16 protein-coding genes are annotated in these 18,334 nt (G+C 47.5%); 10 read left to right on the top strand and 6 right to left on the bottom strand.

All coding sequences use genetic code 11. The features are described 5' to 3' along the window. Positions 1 to 34 precede the first annotated feature (34 nt). The 6 genes from ispF (at position 35) to OL444_RS00815 (ending at position 6,801) form a co-directional block, all read left to right on the top strand. The gene (gene ispF, locus OL444_RS00840) at positions 35 to 523 is read left to right on the top strand and encodes a 2-C-methyl-D-erythritol 2,4-cyclodiphosphate synthase (protein ID WP_264735144.1); all 489 of its coding nucleotides are present in this window, start codon (positions 35 to 37) and stop codon (positions 521 to 523) included. A gap of 109 nt (positions 524 to 632) precedes the next feature. Continuing rightward, positions 633 to 1,076, top strand: a complete 444-nt coding sequence (gene dut / locus OL444_RS00835; protein ID WP_264735145.1) for a dUTP diphosphatase — start codon at positions 633 to 635, stop codon at positions 1,074 to 1,076. Positions 1,077 to 1,079: 3 nt separating this feature from the next. Then, entirely contained in the window at positions 1,080 to 2,816 is a 1,737-nt protein-coding gene (locus OL444_RS00830) for a tetratricopeptide repeat protein (protein ID WP_264735146.1), read from the top strand. Positions 2,817 to 2,898: 82 nt separating this feature from the next. Next, entirely contained in the window at positions 2,899 to 3,732 is an 834-nt protein-coding gene (gene lolB1, locus OL444_RS00825; RefSeq protein WP_264735147.1) for a lipoprotein insertase outer membrane protein LolB1, read from the top strand. A gap of 114 nt (positions 3,733 to 3,846) precedes the next feature. Beyond that, positions 3,847 to 5,283 (top strand): murein hydrolase activator EnvC family protein, encoded by a 1,437-nt coding sequence (locus OL444_RS00820; protein WP_264735148.1) that lies wholly within the window; start codon positions 3,847 to 3,849, stop codon positions 5,281 to 5,283. Positions 5,284 to 5,448: 165 nt separating this feature from the next. Continuing rightward, positions 5,449 to 6,801 carry a murein hydrolase activator EnvC family protein gene (locus OL444_RS00815; protein ID WP_264751998.1) on the top strand — a complete coding sequence of 451 codons (1,353 nt, stop codon included), beginning with the start codon at positions 5,449 to 5,451 and terminating at the stop codon, positions 6,799 to 6,801. Here OL444_RS00815 and bshA read toward each other — a convergent pair. Next, the gene (bshA, locus tag OL444_RS00810) at positions 6,798 to 7,943 is read right to left on the bottom strand and encodes an N-acetyl-alpha-D-glucosaminyl L-malate synthase BshA (RefSeq protein ID WP_264735150.1); all 1,146 of its coding nucleotides are present in this window, start codon (positions 7,941 to 7,943) and stop codon (positions 6,798 to 6,800) included. The genes OL444_RS00815 and bshA overlap by 4 nt on opposite strands. Positions 7,944 to 8,240: 297 nt before the next feature. Between bshA and OL444_RS00805 the strand changes: the two genes are divergently transcribed. The 3 genes from OL444_RS00805 to OL444_RS00795 all read left to right on the top strand — a co-directional run bounded on the left by OL444_RS00805 (position 8,241) and on the right by OL444_RS00795 (position 11,679). Then, the gene (locus OL444_RS00805) at positions 8,241 to 9,614 is read left to right on the top strand and encodes a M20/M25/M40 family metallo-hydrolase (RefSeq protein ID WP_264735151.1); all 1,374 of its coding nucleotides are present in this window, start codon (positions 8,241 to 8,243) and stop codon (positions 9,612 to 9,614) included. A gap of 23 nt (positions 9,615 to 9,637) precedes the next feature. Beyond that, positions 9,638 to 10,024, top strand: a complete 387-nt coding sequence (locus tag OL444_RS00800; RefSeq protein ID WP_264735152.1) for a hypothetical protein — start codon at positions 9,638 to 9,640, stop codon at positions 10,022 to 10,024. A gap of 299 nt (positions 10,025 to 10,323) precedes the next feature. Further along, positions 10,324 to 11,679, top strand: coding sequence for a hypothetical protein (locus OL444_RS00795; RefSeq protein WP_264735153.1), 1,356 nt, complete (start codon positions 10,324 to 10,326; stop codon positions 11,677 to 11,679). On the opposite strand, the gene OL444_RS00790 is transcribed toward OL444_RS00795, so the two are convergent. The 5 genes from OL444_RS00790 to OL444_RS00770 all read right to left on the bottom strand — a co-directional run bounded on the left by OL444_RS00790 (position 11,676) and on the right by OL444_RS00770 (position 17,126). Further along, complete coding sequence (locus OL444_RS00790; RefSeq protein ID WP_264735154.1) at positions 11,676 to 12,383, bottom strand: SAM-dependent methyltransferase; 708 nt, start codon at positions 12,381 to 12,383, stop codon at positions 11,676 to 11,678. The two genes, OL444_RS00795 and OL444_RS00790, sit on opposite strands and share 4 nt — an antisense overlap. Continuing rightward, a complete protein-coding gene (locus OL444_RS00785; protein WP_264735155.1) occupies positions 12,383 to 13,147 on the bottom strand; it encodes an EI24 domain-containing protein in 765 nt (254 codons plus the stop codon). Before OL444_RS00785 ends, OL444_RS00790 begins: the two co-directional genes overlap by 1 nt. Before the next feature lie 234 nt (positions 13,148 to 13,381). After that, complete coding sequence (locus OL444_RS00780; protein ID WP_264735156.1) at positions 13,382 to 14,395, bottom strand: PorP/SprF family type IX secretion system membrane protein; 1,014 nt, start codon at positions 14,393 to 14,395, stop codon at positions 13,382 to 13,384. 174 nt (positions 14,396 to 14,569) lie between these two features. Continuing rightward, a complete protein-coding gene (upp, locus tag OL444_RS00775; RefSeq protein WP_264735157.1) occupies positions 14,570 to 15,223 on the bottom strand; it encodes a uracil phosphoribosyltransferase in 654 nt (217 codons plus the stop codon). Between the two features lie 43 nt (positions 15,224 to 15,266). Beyond that, positions 15,267 to 17,126, bottom strand: a complete 1,860-nt coding sequence (locus tag OL444_RS00770; RefSeq protein ID WP_264735158.1) for a YfbK domain-containing protein — start codon at positions 17,124 to 17,126, stop codon at positions 15,267 to 15,269. A 100-nt stretch (positions 17,127 to 17,226) separates the two neighbouring features. Here OL444_RS00770 and OL444_RS00765 point away from each other — a divergent pair, with 100 nt between their 5' ends. Further along, positions 17,227 to 18,318: an anhydro-N-acetylmuramic acid kinase gene (locus tag OL444_RS00765; RefSeq protein WP_264735159.1), complete on the top strand. Its 1,092-nt coding sequence runs from the start codon at positions 17,227 to 17,229 to the stop codon at positions 18,316 to 18,318. Positions 18,319 to 18,334: the final 16 nt, after the last annotated feature.

The following is an 18,334-nucleotide window of genomic DNA, read 5'->3' as shown; positions in this document are numbered from 1 at the left end:
TTGCGCATTGGCGAAATGATTAAACTTTTTTTATATGAGTAGGATACGTATTGGACAGGGGATAGATTTTCATCAGCTGGTAGAAGGACGTGATTTCTGGCTGGGAGGCGTACTGGTGCCTCATCATAAAGGAGCATTAGGACACAGTGATGCGGATGTATTACTGCATGCCGTTTGCGATGCCATGTTGGGCGCTTTGGCCCTGGGAGACATAGGCGTACACTTTCCGGATACCGACAATACCTATAAAAATATAGACAGTAAAATACTGCTGGCCCGCTGTGCCCAACTGATTGGCGAAAAAGGGTACCAGGTTGTGAATATCGATAGTACGCTTTGTTTACAGGCGCCGAAGATCAAGCCATATGTGCCGCAGATGCAGGCCATCATTGCCGGAATATTGCGGGTGACAGTGGAGGATGTATCCATCAAAGCTACCACTACAGAGCAAATGGGCTTTGTCGGACGGGAAGAAGGCGTGATGGCTTATGCCACTGTTTTACTGGAAAAAATGGCGCAGTAAAATAACGCGGTTACAGCGCAGGATTAAAAAGCTATACCCATGCCTTTCCGCAAGAGGTATAATTTTTAAATCTTAATTCGTAATTCATTATTTAAAATATCTTTGTCCAATGGCGGATATAATTGTGAAAATCATTAATAAGTCGGATAATGAATTGCCGGCTTATGCAACAGCAGATGCGGCAGGGATGGATTTGCGGGCACACCTGGAAACAGCGGTAACCCTGCAGCCACTGGAAAGGACATTGATACCCACCGGTTTGTTTATTGAGCTGCCGGCAGGTTACGAGGCGCAGATACGCCCACGTAGCGGATTAGCCATCAAACAGGGTATCACATTGCTGAATACGCCTGGCACGATAGATGCAGATTACAGAGGAGAAATTAAATTGATCGTGATTAACTTGTCCAACGAACCGCAAACCATACACCCGGCAGACCGGGTTGCACAAATGGTCATTGCTCCTTTTGTACAGGTAGTAATGGAGCCGGTAGCTGTATTGTCTGAGACAGTACGGGGCACCGGTGGTTTCGGACACACCGGTAAATCCTGATAAATGCGGATATACTTCACCGTTATAGGGCTGGCGGGATTTTTTTTGATGGGAGCATGCAGCGGTGCCAAACAAATTGCTTCGCAGAAAGGTACTACCATTAAAGATCCTGCTGTATTGGAACAGCGGGCAGACAGTCTTTTTTTCGCTGCGCAGCGTTCCAAAATGCTGGGCGATTATCGTACTGCTATCACCCAGTATTCCGACTATTTACGGCTGAACAGAAAAAATGCGACGGTTTATTATGAACTGGCGCGCCTGTTTATGGAGGTGCAAAGCCCTGGCAATGCCCTCATTTTTGCCCGTCGGGCAGTAGCTATAGATGCTGACAACCACTGGTTTCAGGTAACCCTCGCCGACGCTTATGCTGTAAATGAAAGATACGACAGCGCAGCGATGATATTTGAGGGATTAACCAACCGCTACCCCGATAACGAAGATTACCTGTACAACAAGGCCATATTATTGGGGAAGGCCAACAAACCTGCGTCTTCACTGGCGGCATTTGATCAGCTGGAAAGCAAAGCAGGTGTGGTGGAAGAACTCATCTACCAAAAACAGAAATTACTCCTGAAAATGAGTATGGTAGATGAAGCGGCTGCAGAAATACAGAAACTCATTGACCAGTCTCCCCGGGAAATACGCTATTATTATCTGCTGGCCGAAATATATGATGCCAACGACCGCATCAAAGACGCCGCAGCGGTGTATAATACCATCCTGCAGAAAGATCCGGATAATGCCCGGGCATTGATTGCACTGGCCTCTTATGCCCGGCAGCAAAAGGATATGGTTACCTATCGGAACTACCTGACCAGAGCTTTCGCCAATCCCTTGTACAGCATCGATGAAAAAGTAGCGTATGTATATCCATACCTGCAAATGATGGATGTGGATAAAACCAAGCTGGATGAAGGGCTGGAGCTGACAGATCTGATTATCAGGGCGCATCCGAAAGATGCCAAAGCATATGCCCTGCGGGGAGATATGTTTTCTCAGGCAGACATGCTGGATAGTGCGCGGCAAAGCTATACCCAGGCGCTCAGCCTCGATAGCAGCCGTTTTTCCGTATGGTATCAGCTGATGTGGATTTATTCTCGTAAGGAAGATCCCAACGCTTTACTCGCACTGAGCAATACCGTGACAGAAAAATTCCCGAAAGAATTTATGGGCTACTACTTTAAGGGAGTAGCTGCATTTCTGTTACAACAATATCCGGCCGCTATCGGTGCATTGAACAAAGCGATGGAAACGGGTAGCCCGGAGAAAAAATTTATGGGTGATATTTTTTCTCTTTTGGGAGATGCCTATCATGCCACCGGTCAGCATCAACAGTCGGACAGCAGTTATGAAAGGGCTTTGCTGCTGCGTCCGAAAGATGCGCTGGTACTGAATAATTACAGCTATTACCTGTCTTTGCGAGGCGAGAATCTTGATAGGGCAGCGGAAATGTCCAGGCGATCACTCGAGATTGAACCGGAAAGTCCAACCTACATGGATACCTATGCCTGGATTCTTTTCCGGCAGGATAAGTTCGAAGAAGCGCGGCAATGGATCGAGAAAGCCCTGCAATATCCGGCAGCCCAGCAAGACCCGAATGTGCTGGAACACTACGGAGATATACTGTTTAATCTGAAAGAAGTAGCAAAAGCGGTGGAGTACTGGCAACAGGCGAAAGATAAAGGAGCTTCCTCTGTTGACCTGGTTCGTAAGATCGCTGAAAAAAGATACATTCAATAGGCGTTTGGCTTTTTAGCCGCTGGTATCCTGAACATACCGGCTGCTGATGGTCTGAGCTGAATGCCCAACGCTAAAAGCTAACATGAAAAGAGTAATTGTAGTCACACTTTTAATATTTACCGTCAGTATGGCAATGGTGGCCTGCAGACACCCGAAGAAACTGGCACGTAACACCTTTCCTGCTGCAGATACAAGCAGAGGCGGCGTAATACGGGATACTTCCTCTGCGGAAGAACTGGCAAAGTTTACATCCGCCATGTTACAGGGAATAAAAAGTAACCATATTGCATTTAATACCTTCTCCGGCAGAGTGAGGCTGGGGTTTGAAGATGAAAAAAGAAGTCATAATAACCTGACGGCTACCATCCGGATGAAAAAAGACAGTATTATCTGGATATCTGTCAGCGCCCCTATTGTAGATGAAGTGATACGTGCCGTGATAACACCGGATAGCCTGAAACTATATAACCGCCTGGAAAAACAACTGATCCTGCGGAAGACGTCCGATGCAGAAGCCTTGCTGAATATTCCGTTTGACTTCAACACCTTACAGGAAATGTTGATTGGGAATCCGATATATCTGACGGATTCGATATACCAGGTCGTAAAAACGCCCAGCATTATCTCCTTTAGCTGTGATCATACCAAATTCGTTAGCTTATTCAATGTATTTGCAGATGACTTTGGCTTACAGCAAAGTAAAGTAATGGATAAAGATAATACGGGAAACCAACGCTCCTGCGAACTCACCTATGGCGACTATGCGAAGGCAGCCGGCCGTAAATTTCCGACCACCCGCCGTATTTTCATTGAAGAAAAAGGGGTGACCAAAGTAGCCCTGGACTTCACCAGATACGACTTTGATGTACCGCTTACTTTTCCGTTTAATACGCCTTCCAGCTATAAACGTATGTAACCCGGCATTTACACAAATGTCATCTTCATTAAACTAATAAACGTTGTATATTTAGCGTTTATAAACCGGAACCTGATATTTAACTTGCAGTTACTAAATATAGTCATGTTGTATTTGAAGAAGATTATCCCGTTCATGTTGATTGTATGGTTGATACCAACAATATTGGTGGCACAAAGTAGCCAGCAGCAACAGTCACGGGAAGAACTGGAGCGCAGGAAAAAGGAACTGCAAAAAGAAATAGAGGAGGCCAACGAACAGCTGAATCTTACCAAAAAATCGACCCGGGAGAGCCTGGGGCAATTACGCGCCCTGCGTGATAAGATCACGCTGCGTACCCGGCTTATCAACAACATCAATGAAGAAATTAACTTTATCAACGGAGATATCAATACCGCCTACCGCGATGTAAAAACCCTGCAGAAAGACCTGGATACCTTAAAGGCGCAATATGCACAACTGATTATCTACGCCTACAAGAACCGTTCTTCCTACGACATGCTGAATTTTGTTTTTTCTGCACAGAATTTTAATGATGCCGTAAAACGTTTTCAGTATCTAAAGCAATATCGGGAATACCGCCGCCGTCAGGCCGATAATATTATCAGCACACAGGATCAGCTGAACCAGAAAATCCAAAGCCTGGAATCACAGCGGGTAAGACGTTCCGACGCCCTGAAAACAGAGCAGGAGCAACGTGCCACACTGGAAGTAGATAAAAAGGAAAAGGACGAAGTGCTCTACAAACTAAAAGGAAGAGAGAAGGAACTGGTGACCGATATCAATCAGCGTAAGAAAGACGCCTTGAAAGTACAGGCGGCCATCCGTGCAGTAATCCGTCGGGAGATTGAAGAAGCCAGACGTAAGGCAATAGAGGAAGAAGCGGCACGTCGTAAAGCAGCAGAAGAAAAACGCAAGAGAGAAGAAGAGGCCCGGAAAGCTGCTGCCGCCGCTGCTGAAAAAGCAAGAGCCGCTGCTGCCGCTGCCAACAATGCCAATAATAACAATACACCTGCTCCACCACCGGAAAAACCAGCACCTGCTCCGGTAAAACCAACGCCTGCACCGGAACCGGAGAAACCCGTTACCCGCAGTGAAAACGTACTGGAAGCTACACCGGAAGCCCTGGCTTTATCTGAAAGCTTTGAGGCTAACCGTGGTAAACTGCCATGGCCTGTGGATGCCGGTAATATCATTGAACATTTTGGTATTCACCAGCATGCGGTAATGGAACATATCCAGGTACCTTCCGATGGTATTGTCATTGCCACCAACAAAGGCGGCGCGGTTAAATCCATTTTCGACGGAGAAGTGAAATCCGTTGTGGTAATGCCTGGCTCAGGATATGTGATCATTATACGCCATGGACAATACTTTACTACCTATGTACGTTTGCAGACTACCCGCGTGAAGAAAGGGGATAATGTGAAAACGGGCCAGGTAATTGGTACCGCCAGCGTCAACGATATTGAAAATACCGGAGAGGTGGAACTGCAGATCTGGAAAGGGGTTACCAAACAGAATCCTGAGCAGTGGATACGCAGAAGATAATTTTTATAAGGCCGTCATGATATACCGGCAGCTATTATGCCTGAACAACCGCCATTGTTAACATACCTGTTGTTCAGGCATAACAGCCATTACCCGGTAGCACCGTACCGGCCTTACGCTTACTAACCAAATGCATTTTTTTTGAGAAAGTTGATCCCTCTTTTGATGGCTCTCTGGCTATTGCCTGCGTTGTTATATGCACAACGAGGTAATAAACCATCGCGCGCGACACTGGAAAACCGCAAACAGCAGCTGTTGAAAGAGATTGAAGAAGCCAATAAATCCCTCCGCCAGGTACAACAATCTGCCCGTGTAAACATTGGTCTGCAACGGGAACTACAACAAAAAATCAGCACCCGCACGGCCCTGATCAGTAATATTAATCAGGAGATCAGCCAGATAGACGGAGATATTCACCATACTAACGATAACGTACAAACGCTGGAGCGGGAAGTGGATTCATTACGCGCCCGTTATGCCCAGCTGATTGTATACGCCTATAAAACGAAGGACGCCTATAGTGTACTGCACTTCTTTTTTTCAGCCACCAGCTTTAATGATGCCATCCGCCGGTACCAGTACTTACGTCAGTATCGGGAGAACCGCCGCCGTCAGGCAGAAAATCTGCTGTCTACCAAAGCGCTGCTGGGCGAGAAACTGGTAGTACTGCAGGAACAACGGGCACAGAAAGCAGGCGTACTGCAAACAGAAAAAAAGGAACAGGTATCTCTGCTGGCAGATAAAAAAGAAACCGATCAGACGATTGCCCAGCTGAAAGACCAGGAACAGGAATTACAGCAAAGCATCAATAAAAGCAAGGCAGAAGCCCGGCAGGTAGATAAGGCTATTCAGGATGCCATCCGGCGGGAAATCGCAGCTGCACAAAGAAAAGCAGCCGCTGAAGCGCTTGCCCGGAAAAAAGCCGCTGAACTGAAACGCCGCCAACTGGCCGAGGCGCGTAGAAGAGCGGCATTGGCTGCCGCTAAAAAAGCCAATAAACCTGTTCCCAAACCGAAGAAGGAAGTACCGGAAAAAGAAGAAGAGGAGCCGGAACCGGCAAAAACATCCAATGAAGATGTGCTGGTTGCTACGCCGGAAGCATTGTCGCTGTCGCGTGATTTTGAAGCCAATCGTGGCCGTTTACCATGGCCGGTAGATGCAGGGCGCATCACAGGGCACTTCGGCGCCGGAAGGGTAGGGAAAATTGAAGTAGATCACAACGGGGTAATCATTGCTACCGGTGAAGGCGCTGCTGTAAAAGCTATCTTCGAGGGAGAAGTAATTATGGTATTTATGGTACCAGGCGCAGGATATATGGTTACCCTGCGCCATGGAAAATATTTTACCAATTATGTGCGGCTCGTGGATGTTCGCGTAAGTAAAGGAATGTCTGTAAAACGTGGTCAGGTACTGGGTGCCGCGGCTTCCGGCGCGGGTAGTAATACCGGCGAGATAGAATTACAGATATACCGGAACATGACCAAACAGAATCCGGAAAGATGGATACGTGGTCGTTAAAGAATCGCGGCCTGTGCCTGTTTTTGTAATACTTCTTCGTACAACGCTTCGTATTGCGGAATGATATTATCAATATGGAAACGCAAGGCCTGAGCCAGCGCACCTTTACGTACTTTGGCCAGCAGGGCTTCATCTTCCAGCAGGGCAATGGCGTGTGCGGCCATACCATCTACATCTCCTACATCGCTCATATAACCGGTTTGCCCCTGGATATTGATTTCAGGTAAACCGCCGGCATTGGAGGAAATAACCGGTACCTGCGCAGCCATCGCTTCGAGTGCTGCCAGACCAAAGCTTTCATAATCTGATGGCAGCAGGAACAAATCGCTGATAGACATCACGTCTTCCAGCTGCTCCTGTTTACCCACAAAACGTACATCTTCACATAAATTCAGTTCCCGGCACAGGCACTCAATCATCGGACGATCTGGTCCATCGCCTACCAGCAACAGTTTTGCCGGCATTTTCTCCCGTACACGGGCAAATACTTTCACCACATCCGGCACCCGTTTTACTTTACGGAAGTTGGATACGTGCAGCAGTATTTTTTCTCCGTTGGGAGCAATGGCTTTTCTGAAATGAGGCAGTTCCTGGCGGCTGAAACGCTGGGTATCCACAAAGTTGTAGATAACAGAGATATCTTTTTCTATCTGAAAAGATTTATAGGTTTCGTCCCGCAGGTTTTCTGAAACCGCTGTAATCGCATCCGACTCATTGATAGAGAAGGTTACTACCGGTGCATAGGTTTTATCCTTGCCTACCAGGGTAATATCTGTACCGTGAAGGGTGGTAATAAAAGGTACGGTTCTGCCTTGTTTCTTAACGATCTGTTTGGCCATATAGGCTGTAGATGCGTGTGGGATGGCATAATGTACATGCAGGAGATCCAGTTTCTGATTAATGATCACATCTACCATCGTGCTGCTGAGGGCCGACTCATAAGGTGGAAAATCAAAAAGCGGGTAGGTCGGTACCTGTACCTCGTGATAATATATATTAGCGTGAAAAGCGTTCAGCCTTACCGGCTGTTGATAGGTGATGAAGTGTACCATGTGGCCTTTGTCTGCCAGGGCTTTCCCCAGCTCTGTTGCCAGTACGCCGCTACCACCGTAAGTAGGATAACATACTATTCCTATGCGCATGTGTTATTATTTAAACTTAAAAGCAACAGCAATCGGCAGAAGTGTCCGTAAGCGGGTATTACACCCTGCTTTTCAGGGTTGCTTTCGGTAAGCGCGTGGTGCCATCCGGCTGTTTTGCATCAACAAAGGTAACTTTTTCAGGCATATGGCAACCAACCCCCGAACCAGTTGCGCCGGGGTGTGACGGTACCGGTTTTCGCAGGCTGGGGTGGCCGGGACTTTTACTTTCCGATTATTTTTTTGTTATTTGTAACGCGACTGCCAATTAATTAGTTTTATTCAACATAAACCTGCTGCATGAAAAAACATTTGTTGCCAATTTTATTTGCCTGTTCGCTGCCGGCGGCAGTTACAGCGCAACAACAGGATTCGCTGGTACTCCGGCGGATTGCTGATGAAGTATTGACCCACAGTACCGCCTACGAAAACCTTAGAATACTGACGAAAACAATCGGAGGCCGCCTGGCCGGCTCCCCGCAGATGGTAAAAGCAGAACAATGGGGTGTAAAAGCATTGCAGGCAGCGGGTGCAGACACCGTATACCTGCAGGAATGTAAAGTACCTCACTGGGTACGGGGAGAACGGGAAGAAGCCCGTATTATCTCCAACCGCCGGGATGCTGTACCGCCTTTGAATGTACTGGCGCTGGGCAACTCGGTAGGTACCGGCAAAGCGGGTATTACCGCCCCCGTACTGGAAGTGGCCTCCTTTGAAGACCTGGAAGCTAAAAAAGACCAGGTAAAAGGAAAGATCGTTTTCTATAACTATCATTTCAAACCTACTTTCATAAAAACCTTTTACTCTTATGGCGATGCCGTGAAATACCGGGGCCAGGGAGCGAGCAAAGCGGCCAGATATGGAGCAGTGGCGGTTATCGTACGCTCTATGTCGCATGCGGCAGATAATCACCCGCATACCGGGGCTATGGGCTACGACCCGGCTTATCCGAAAATTCCGGCAGTAGCCATCGGACTGGAAGATGCGGACCGGCTGAGTCATCGCGTAAAAGACGATGCCAGCGCCAAAGTATTTCTGCGCACCAATTGCCAGATGCTGGCAGATACCATCGGGCATAACGTGATTGCGGAGCTGCGCGGCAGCAAATATCCTGATCAGTACCTGACCGTAGGCGGCCACCTGGACTCCTGGGATATCAATGAAGGGGCACATGACGACGGCGCCGGCTGCGTGCAGTCTATTGAGGTGCTGCGGGCTTTTAAAGCGGCAGGTATTAAACCAACGCGTACCTTGCGGGTAGTGTTGTTTGCGAATGAAGAAAATGGTACCCGTGGTGGCCGCAAGTATGCGGAAGAAGCAAAGGCACGCAAAGAGAAACACATCATGGCACTGGAAAGCGATGCAGGTGGTTTTACACCCCGTGGGTTTACCACTACCATGGATGATGCGAAGAAAGCTCTCCTGTACAGTTGGAAACCACTGTTTGCCCCTTATGGCATCTATGATTTTGAAGAAGAAGGTGGTGGGGTAGATGTAGGACAGCTGGCGGCACTGTTAGGTACGCCGATTGCTGAACTTTCTCCTGACTCTCAACGTTATTTTGATATTCATCACGCGGCAAGTGATGTATTCGAATCTGTTAACAAGCGGGAACTGGAACTGGGTGCTTTTGGCATGGCCGGCTTTATTTACCTGACAGATCTGTACTTTTGATCTTCAATCATTAAATATTATTTATGGGCCGGTTTCTTTTTATCGTGATCACCATTATCCTGTTGGCATTAGGCGGGTTTTTCTTTTATAAGTATTACTTCGTTTTCGGACAGGGTGTAAAGGCTGGAGAGCTGAATTACTTTGTGGAGAAGGGATATGTGTTTAAAACCTATGAAGGAAAATTGATTCAGTCGGGCTATAAAGGCCGGGTGACGGGCACGATACAATCCAATGAGTTTCAGTTTTCTGTTGCCAATGAAAAGGTGGCGCAGCAGCTGATGACTGCCAGCGGTAAATTTGTGGAACTGCATTACAAAGAATACCTCGGGGCTATTCCCTGGAGAGGCTATAGTCCTTTTATTGTAGATAGTATTATCACCATTACGGACCTGAATAAGCGGGATCAGTAAACAAGATAACCCGGAAAAAGAAGGGCCGCCTGTAAATGAATCGCAGTATTCATTGGATAGGCGGCCTTTCTTTTTTTATTGTCTTGATCTGCTGTAATACTTATGTGATAAGGGTTTTGTGTAAATGCGGTTATTCGCAATTATTGTGTAATTTGCCCCGCAGTAGCCCTTTATTTATGCGTCACCTGTATCTATTTATCCTGCTCAGTCACTGTACACTTTTTGCTGTTGCGCAGCAAACCCAGGACAGCACCATTACATCCCCAGGGCACCATGCCTTAGCGCGTAAAGACAGCCTTGTGAAGCAGGTAGAGAAACTGCCGGCCAAATACCTGTCTGAAGTCAACAGCAAAACCCGGCAATTGAATAAACAGCTGGACAAGCGTTCGCAAAAAGCCCTGGCGCGTTTTGTGGCACAGGAAAAACGGATGCAGCAAAAAATGTTGAAAATTGATTCCCTGGCGGCTAAGAATATCTTTACCCGATCTATCGACTCGCTGGGCAATATGAAAGCCCGGATGAAAGGCAAGCTGGCTAAAGTACCGTTAGTAGGTGGCGGTGGCTACAACGGCTACATCGATTCTTTACAGCAATCCCTCTCTTTTCTGAAAGGTTCCAACGACCTGCTGGGGCAGGCAAAGGGGATGAAAGATAAACTGGGAGGAGCTACCAAACAGGTGCAGGCGCTGCAGGATAAGTTGAAGGAGGCAGAGATGATTAAAGCGTATATCCGTGAACGTAAGCAACAGCTGAAAGAACAACTGAGTCAGTTTTCCGGATTCGGCAAAGATCTGCAGAAGATGAACAAAGAGGCCTACTATTATGCCCAGCAGGTAAAAGAATACAAAGAGGTATTCAAAGACCGGAAGAAGGCCGAAAAGAAGGCGATGGAGATATTGAAAAAAGTGCCGGCCTATAATGATTTTATCCAAAAGAACTCACAGATAGCCAGCCTGTTTAACCTGCAGGGAGGTGGCTCCGCATCGCCGGAAAGCCTGGAAGGACTACAGACCCGTTCTCAGGTAGAACAGCTGATTCAGCAACGGCTGGGCGGTGGTGGTCCCAATGCCGGATCGGGTGTCAGTCAGCAGATGGCAGCTGCCCGCAGTAAGTTTGAAGAGTTGAAAAGTAAATTCCCGGACCTGGATAATGCAGCAGATATGCCCAATTTCAAACCCAACGACATGAAAACCAAAAGTTTTCTGCAACGGCTGGAGTTTGGCAGCAATATACAGTTTCAGCGCAGCAATAAATTTTTCCCCAGCACCAGCGATCTGGCTGGTCAGGTGGCCTATAAGTTCCATAAAAACGGGAGTGTGGGTGTAGGCATGAGTTACAAGCTGGGCATGGGTACCGGGTTTGATAATATCCGGTTTACCAGTCAGGGCATGGGTATCCGGTCTTTTGTAGACTGGAAGCTGAAAGGCACCTTCTTCCTCAGTGGCGGATACGAACAGAACTACCAGCCCAACTATGCGACTTTAGCCGACGGCGCCGGGCAGCCCTGGACACAGAGCGCCTTACTGGGAATCAGCAAGAAATACAAGATTAGCAGCAAGATGAAAGGCAACATGATGGTGCTGTTCGACTTCCTGTACAATCAGCATGTACCGAGAACAGATCCGGTAAAGGTGCGGATGGGATATAATTTCTAACCGGCGTACAGCAGGAAGATCGCTGGTCGCTTATGCAGTTCCGGCAATGCTTTCCGCCATTCCTTGACACTTCTGGTTTTGATATATTCAGTCGGTGCGGTAATGTCGGCGGCAATGCAAAGCTGCGTATGGTCTTTACAGTTATCCAGGATATCTTTCAGCAATTGGTTATTGCGGTAAGGTGTTTCGATGAACAACTGGGTTTGTTGCTTTTGCTGCGATTGCTGTTCCAACTCTTTGATGAACCGGATTCTTTCCGGTGGTTTGATGGGCAGGTAGCCGACAAACTGAAAGTTTTGTCCGTTCATGCCGGAAGCCATCAGGGCCAGCAACATGGAATTGGGGCCTATCATGGGAATAACAGGGGCATCGATGCTGTGTGCCGCCTGTACTATCAGGTGACCCGGATCTGCGATGGCAGGGCATCCTGCTTCACTCAGGATACCGATATCCTTTCCTTCTTTTAATAGCTTTTTTGCCAGGGTTACATCCGGTGGCTGATTCTCATTCATCAGCAACAACTGGAGGGCATCTATATTAATATTTCTGTCCAGTGCTTTCAGATAGCGCCGGGCAGTACGTTCATTTTCTACATAAAAAACCGTAAGCTGCTGTACAATGGCAGTCACATATGCCGGGATGCTAAACAGGGCATCGGGGCTTAACACAGTAGGAACAAGGTACACTTTGCCGATAGCACTCATTACATCAGTCTTTTGTTTTGTAAATCAATTGTAGCCGCAATCACCGCATAAGACGGTGCCAGCATCCAGCCCAGTATGGGGATCAGCATAAATAAGTAAAACACCATGCCATTGCCGATGGCCATACCCCGGTGCTGCCGGATAAACTGGATACTCTCTTTCATACTTAACCTGTGGCGTTCGCAGCTATAATCCATCATAGAGCAGCCATAGAAGTAAGATTCAATAAAGAAGCCGATCATGGGGGTAATCCACCCTACGATAGGTATAAAGGATACCACCAGTAATACCAGGATTGCGCCTGTCTGATAAATAATATTGCGGAAAGACATCTTAATGCCGCGTATAATATCCTGTGCCAGTTGTGACCAGCTGAAAGGAAACTCCCTTCTTTCCAGAATAGCTTCGGTTTTTTCAGACAGATAAGAGAATACCGGAGAGGCTAATATGAGAAACAGGTATTTGAAATAGGAAAAGTACCAGAATACAAAAATGATCCGGACGGAAAAGGCGACCAGCAGGAATAAAAAGCTTACCCAGCTGCTTTCCAGTTCCTGTACCCATTCAGTGATATGCAGTAACCGGGTGAAATATTCCACAAAGTCACCGGAGTATCCCCATACGAAATAGAAGCCTGCAAAAAACAACAGGCAGTAGATAATACCGGGTATCAGTATCCATTTCCACAACTGGTGTTGCATAATGAACTGGTGTGCTTTCCGGTACGACTGAATGGCCGACAGTACCTCTCTGAATGAAAACAATGCCTGAATAGTTTTAGTGTAACAGAATTAGTTTTAGCTCCTGGTTATAGTAGGAAGAACGAAACTAAGGCAAAAATATTTTAAAATGAATCCTGATGAGCGGATTATCCGTTTTTCCCCGTTCCGGCTTAAAAATATCCCTGACAAATGGATATAAAAAAAACGTTCAGTTTAATACATGAACGTTTTTTGAAGCTTTTTCTTTTGTGCGTGCAGTAAATTTTGTGCCGGCGTTTAGAAACGCGGACAAAGTGTTTTATACTTATTGTTGACGTTGCGTGTGTGAATGTAGATCAGTGATAATTCAAGACCTCCGCGGTAATTGGAAGCCGGCTTCAGGGTAGATACGTTGGTATCGTAGGTGAGGCCTACCTGAAACCCTTTTATTTCCAGGCCTACATAAGGAATGAAGGCATCTTTCAGCCGGTACCAGCTACCCAGGTAAAAGGTAGTCGGGTTGTCGTCCATATCGCTGAGGGCAAAGCCATAGGCGCCGCCGAAAGTAAATTCGGATGCCGTACTTTGTTTCATGTAAAGAATACTGGTGTGGAAACGATCTTTACCATTTACCGGAACAGATCCGCCACCGTGTATGGTCCAGCGGGAACTGAGCCTGTTCTGGGTTTCGTTCATGAAAGATTCCACCGGCTGGGTGATATGATAATAGGAAGCTCCCAGGTAAATATTCGCAGATTCACCGATTAATCCGTTATACAGCAGCCCGATATTGGGATCAAAATAAGAGATCTTCGGATTAATCAGCGTTTCGTTGCTGGGAATCAGTGGATTATATCCGTTGTTGTCAATCTGGTTTTCAAATCGCAGTTTACTGTTATCTATCCGTTTCTGTACCAGGGTTCCCTGTAAACCAATGGCCAGGGTATGATTCCCTTCGGGATCCAGCCCTTTGTGGTAGGCGGTACTGAAAGAGAGATAGGTAGACGTTAATGCGCCTCCGCCACTACGGTCATACATCGCCATAAATCCTACGCCCCAGATATCCGTGTACGAAATTGTATTCTTCAGGATACCGAAGTCCATAGCGGCTGTACCGGTAACAAAGGGCGTAGAAATGCTGCGCCATTGGGAACGGTAGTTGCCGGATAAACGGAAGTCGCCGGAGAATAAACCTGTAAAAGCCGGATTGAGCGTAAGCGGTGAGGCAAAGAATTGCGAAAAGTGCGGATCCTGTGCCCGAAGCGGATTAAAATAAAGGAGTATGGTCAAGAATAGTAAAGCTCTTTTCATATACATAAAGCTTAAAGCATAGGGTTTATGCATTAGTGGTGAAGGTACACCAATTTAATCATATCACAAATTAAAACTATGTATAATAAAAATATGGTACAAAAAAAACGAACGACAACGGCCTGATTCATTCAAAAAAAGCCCGTTGCCGTTCGTTAAACGATAAAAAGGTGTCTATTGTTGTAATTTATTTCCAAAGGCCAGGTCACCGGCATCTCCGAGTCCCGGAACGATGTACCCTTTTGCGGTGAGTTCATCATCAATGTCTCCTGCCCAAATGGTGAGATTGGCTTTGGTATTACGCAACACATATTCGATACCTACTGTGCAGGCAATAGCCACCACGAGGTGAATATGACTTGGTTTACCGATTTCCTCCAGGTGTTCGATGGTTTTTACCAGGGAAGAACCGGTGGCCAGCATGGGATCTGAAAGGATCAGTACCTGTCCTTCAATGGAAGGGCTGCTCACATACTCCAGGCTGATATCGAAAGAACCGTCGTGGTTGTGCTTACGGTAGGCTGAGATAAAAGCGTGATCTGCTTTATCAAAATAGTGGAGCAGACCCTGGTGCAATGCCAGGCCGGCGCGTAAAATAGTAGCCAGTACCGGCTGTGCCTTTAAAACGCGGCAGGTAGCAATGCCCATCGGCGTTGTTATTTCCTTGTCTTCGTACTCCAGCGTTTTACTGATTTCATATGCTGCTATTTCGCCCAACCGTTCCATATTACGCCGGAAGCGCATACGGTCCTGCTGAACATCCACATTCCTTATCTCGCTTAGCCATTCTCCTACCAGCGAATTAGTTTCACTTAAATTGATAATCATGAGCTTTCCTCTTTGAGCCGGCAAATTACCAAAATTAGTTGAACTACTCCTTATCCAGCAGGGCTGCTTTTTTCACCAACTGCAGGAATTCTGCCCGATAACCTTCCGGATCGTCGCCCCGGGCCGTGCCAGCCCAGTTCAATACATCGCTGTAGGTGGCGGTGCCTTTGAAGGGAGACTGGCGCAATAACTGTCCGAAAGCAGCAGCTGCAGCGGCCATCCGGAAATCGGCCGGCATTTGTGTAATCACCTGATGGCGATAGGGCAATACCTGTTGCAGCAACCGGCTGCTGGTTTCGCCTGGCAATTTGTAACGCATTTTTACTGTGAGTACTTCGGTTGTATTCCCAATAGGCTTACCCTGCTGGTATTTCAACGGATCTACCCAGCTGACCGCCGGTGTTCCCTTACCGGTAGGAATAATCTCATACAAGGCTGTTACCGTATGGCCAACGCCCATATCTCCGGCATCTTTCTGATCGTTATTGAAATCTTCATTTTGTAATACCCGGTTTTCATAACCTACTAACCGGTAAGCCTGTACGAAAGTGGGGTTAAATTCTACCTGTAATTTCACATCTCCGGCCACGGTAAAGAGTGTACCGCCAAATGCGGTCACAAAGGTTCTGCGGGCTTCTTCGAAGTTATCGATATAGGCATAATTACCATTGCCTTTATCTGCCAGCAGTTCCAGTTTATTATCCTTGTAGTTGCCCATGCCAAATCCCAGTACAGAGAGTTGAATGCCTTGCTGTCTTTCACGGGTAATGAGTTTTTCCAGTTCACCATCGCTGGAGGCGCCTACATTGAAGTCGCCATCTGTTGCCAGTATTACCCGGTTGTTACTGTTTTTCTGTTTGTTTTCGCCGGCAATACGATAGGCCAGCCGGATACCTTCACCACCGGCTGTAGAGCCGCCGGCCTGCAGGTTATCCAATGCTTCCAGGATCTTACTTTTTTCCGCACCGCTGGTAGCTGGTAACACGGTGCCGGCTGCACCGGCATAGACTACAATGGCCACCTTGTCCTGCGGGCGCAATTGATCTGCCAGTACCTTGAATGCCCGTTTTACCAATGGCAGCTTATTGGGAGCGTCCATAGAGCCGGATACATCAATCAGAAAAACCAGGTTGGCAGGTGGGAGGTCTTTCGTATCCACCTCTTTGCTTTTCAGGGCAATGCGTACCAGCTGATGTTTGGTATCCCAGGGGCATACCGCCATGTCGGTATAAAAAGCCACCGGATCTTTGCCGGTAGGTGGCTGGTAGCGATAATCAAAATAGTTGATCAGCTCTTCCACCCTGACAGCATCGGCTGGTGGCAGCTCTCCGTTATTGAGAAAGCGGCGCATATTGCTGTAGGAGGCCCGGTCCACATCAATACTGAAGGTGCTCAAGGGTTGGTCTGTAGCGGTATGGAAAATATTTTCATTGATAGGACTATAGTCTTCGGTGTTATAAACCGGCGTATGCGGATAGGGCGACGGGCTCATTTTTTTGGTCATCATCAGCGCACCGTTGGAGATGGCCCGGCTCCCATATACTTGCGAATCCTGGCTGGCTTCCATCACTATCCGGTTTTGTTCCCGTTCTTTTAACAGGGGTTGCAGCATCCTTAATTGAAAATGTACTGTTGTTTGCTGGCTGCTGATACCGATGGTCTGGCCGGTATAACCGGCCCGGTTGGCCTCCAGCAGCTGTTTGCCGCCAGGCACCTGCAACCGGAAGTGGCCCTGTGCATTGGTGGCCGTGAGTATATCGCTGCCTTTTACCCGTACTACCGCATTGGGAATGCCGTTATGGGTAAGGGAGTCCTGCACGGTACCGGTAATATACCGTAGCTGCCCGGCCGCATGCAGCACCATCAGGCAGGAGAGCAGTAGTAAAGAAATATATTTTTGCATAATCTTGTAGTTTTCTGCGGGTATGATGAATCCTGACCGGTGATTTCCATAAGTCGGAAAAAAAATATTTTACAACTACCTTTGTTAAAATTTTTTGTAGATGGTATACAATGTGATAGGCACTATGTCCGGCAGTTCTTTAGATGGACTGGATATCGTTTTTGCAGAACTGACTGAGGTCCGCGGAAAATGGACCTATGCTATCAAAGCGGCGGAGAGCCTGCCATATGAACCGGAATGGGTAGATAAACTGGCTACAGCTACTACACTGCCAGCCAGGGAATACCTGTTGCTGCACACTGCTTACGGACACTATACTGGTGAACGGATTTTGGCTTTTATTGCAAATAATCAATTAGAACATAAAGTACATTTTATTGCTTCTCACGGACACACCACTTTTCATCTGCCGGCTGGTAAGATGACTGCTCAGCTGGGCGATGGCGCTGCTATTACGGCCGTAACCGGATTGCCGGTGATCACCGATCTGCGTGCCGTAGATGTGGCATTGGGAGGTCAGGGAGCACCGATTGTACCAATTGGCGAAAAATACCTGCTGCCGGATTATCAATATTGGCTGAATCTGGGCGGTATTGCCAATATTTCTGCACAGTTACCGGAGCAGTTTGCCGCATTTGATATTTGTCCGGCTAACCGGGTACTCAACACGCTGGCAAACGCTTTGCAAAAGCCTTATGACGAAGGTGGGGCGCTGGCTGCCGGCGGTGTGGCGGATGAAGCTTTGCTGCAACAGTTAAACGCATTGCCTTATTATACGCAGGCCTGGCCCAAATCACTGGCCAATGATTTTGGTACAGATACGATATTACCGATGATTGCGCCTTTACGTATATCCGTACAGGGTAAGCTGCGTACCTATACAGAACACATTGCAATCCAAATCGCTCAGGCAGTAGCAGCCCTGAAAGCCCGTATGCCGGAAGGCCCCGTGAGTATGCTGATTACGGGTGGTGGTGCCTTTAATACCTTCCTGGTCAACAGGATTCAGGAGCAGCTGGCGCCGCTTGATATAACAGTCACTGTGCCGGATGAACAAACGGTTAACTTTAAAGAAGCCCTGGTCATGGCGCTGATAGGTGCTTTACGCTGGAGACAGGAAGAAAATATCATGTCGTCTGTTACTGGTGCCAGCCGCGATTCCATTAATGGCGCGCTCTGGATCAGCCACTGATCATCATCATATGAAT

Source organism: Chitinophaga nivalis (assembly GCF_025989125.1).
In the GTDB taxonomy this organism is placed as follows: domain Bacteria; phylum Bacteroidota; class Bacteroidia; order Chitinophagales; family Chitinophagaceae; genus Chitinophaga; species Chitinophaga nivalis.
Note: the sequence above shows the minus strand (reverse complement) of the source record. Positions and strands in the feature narration are given on the sequence as shown.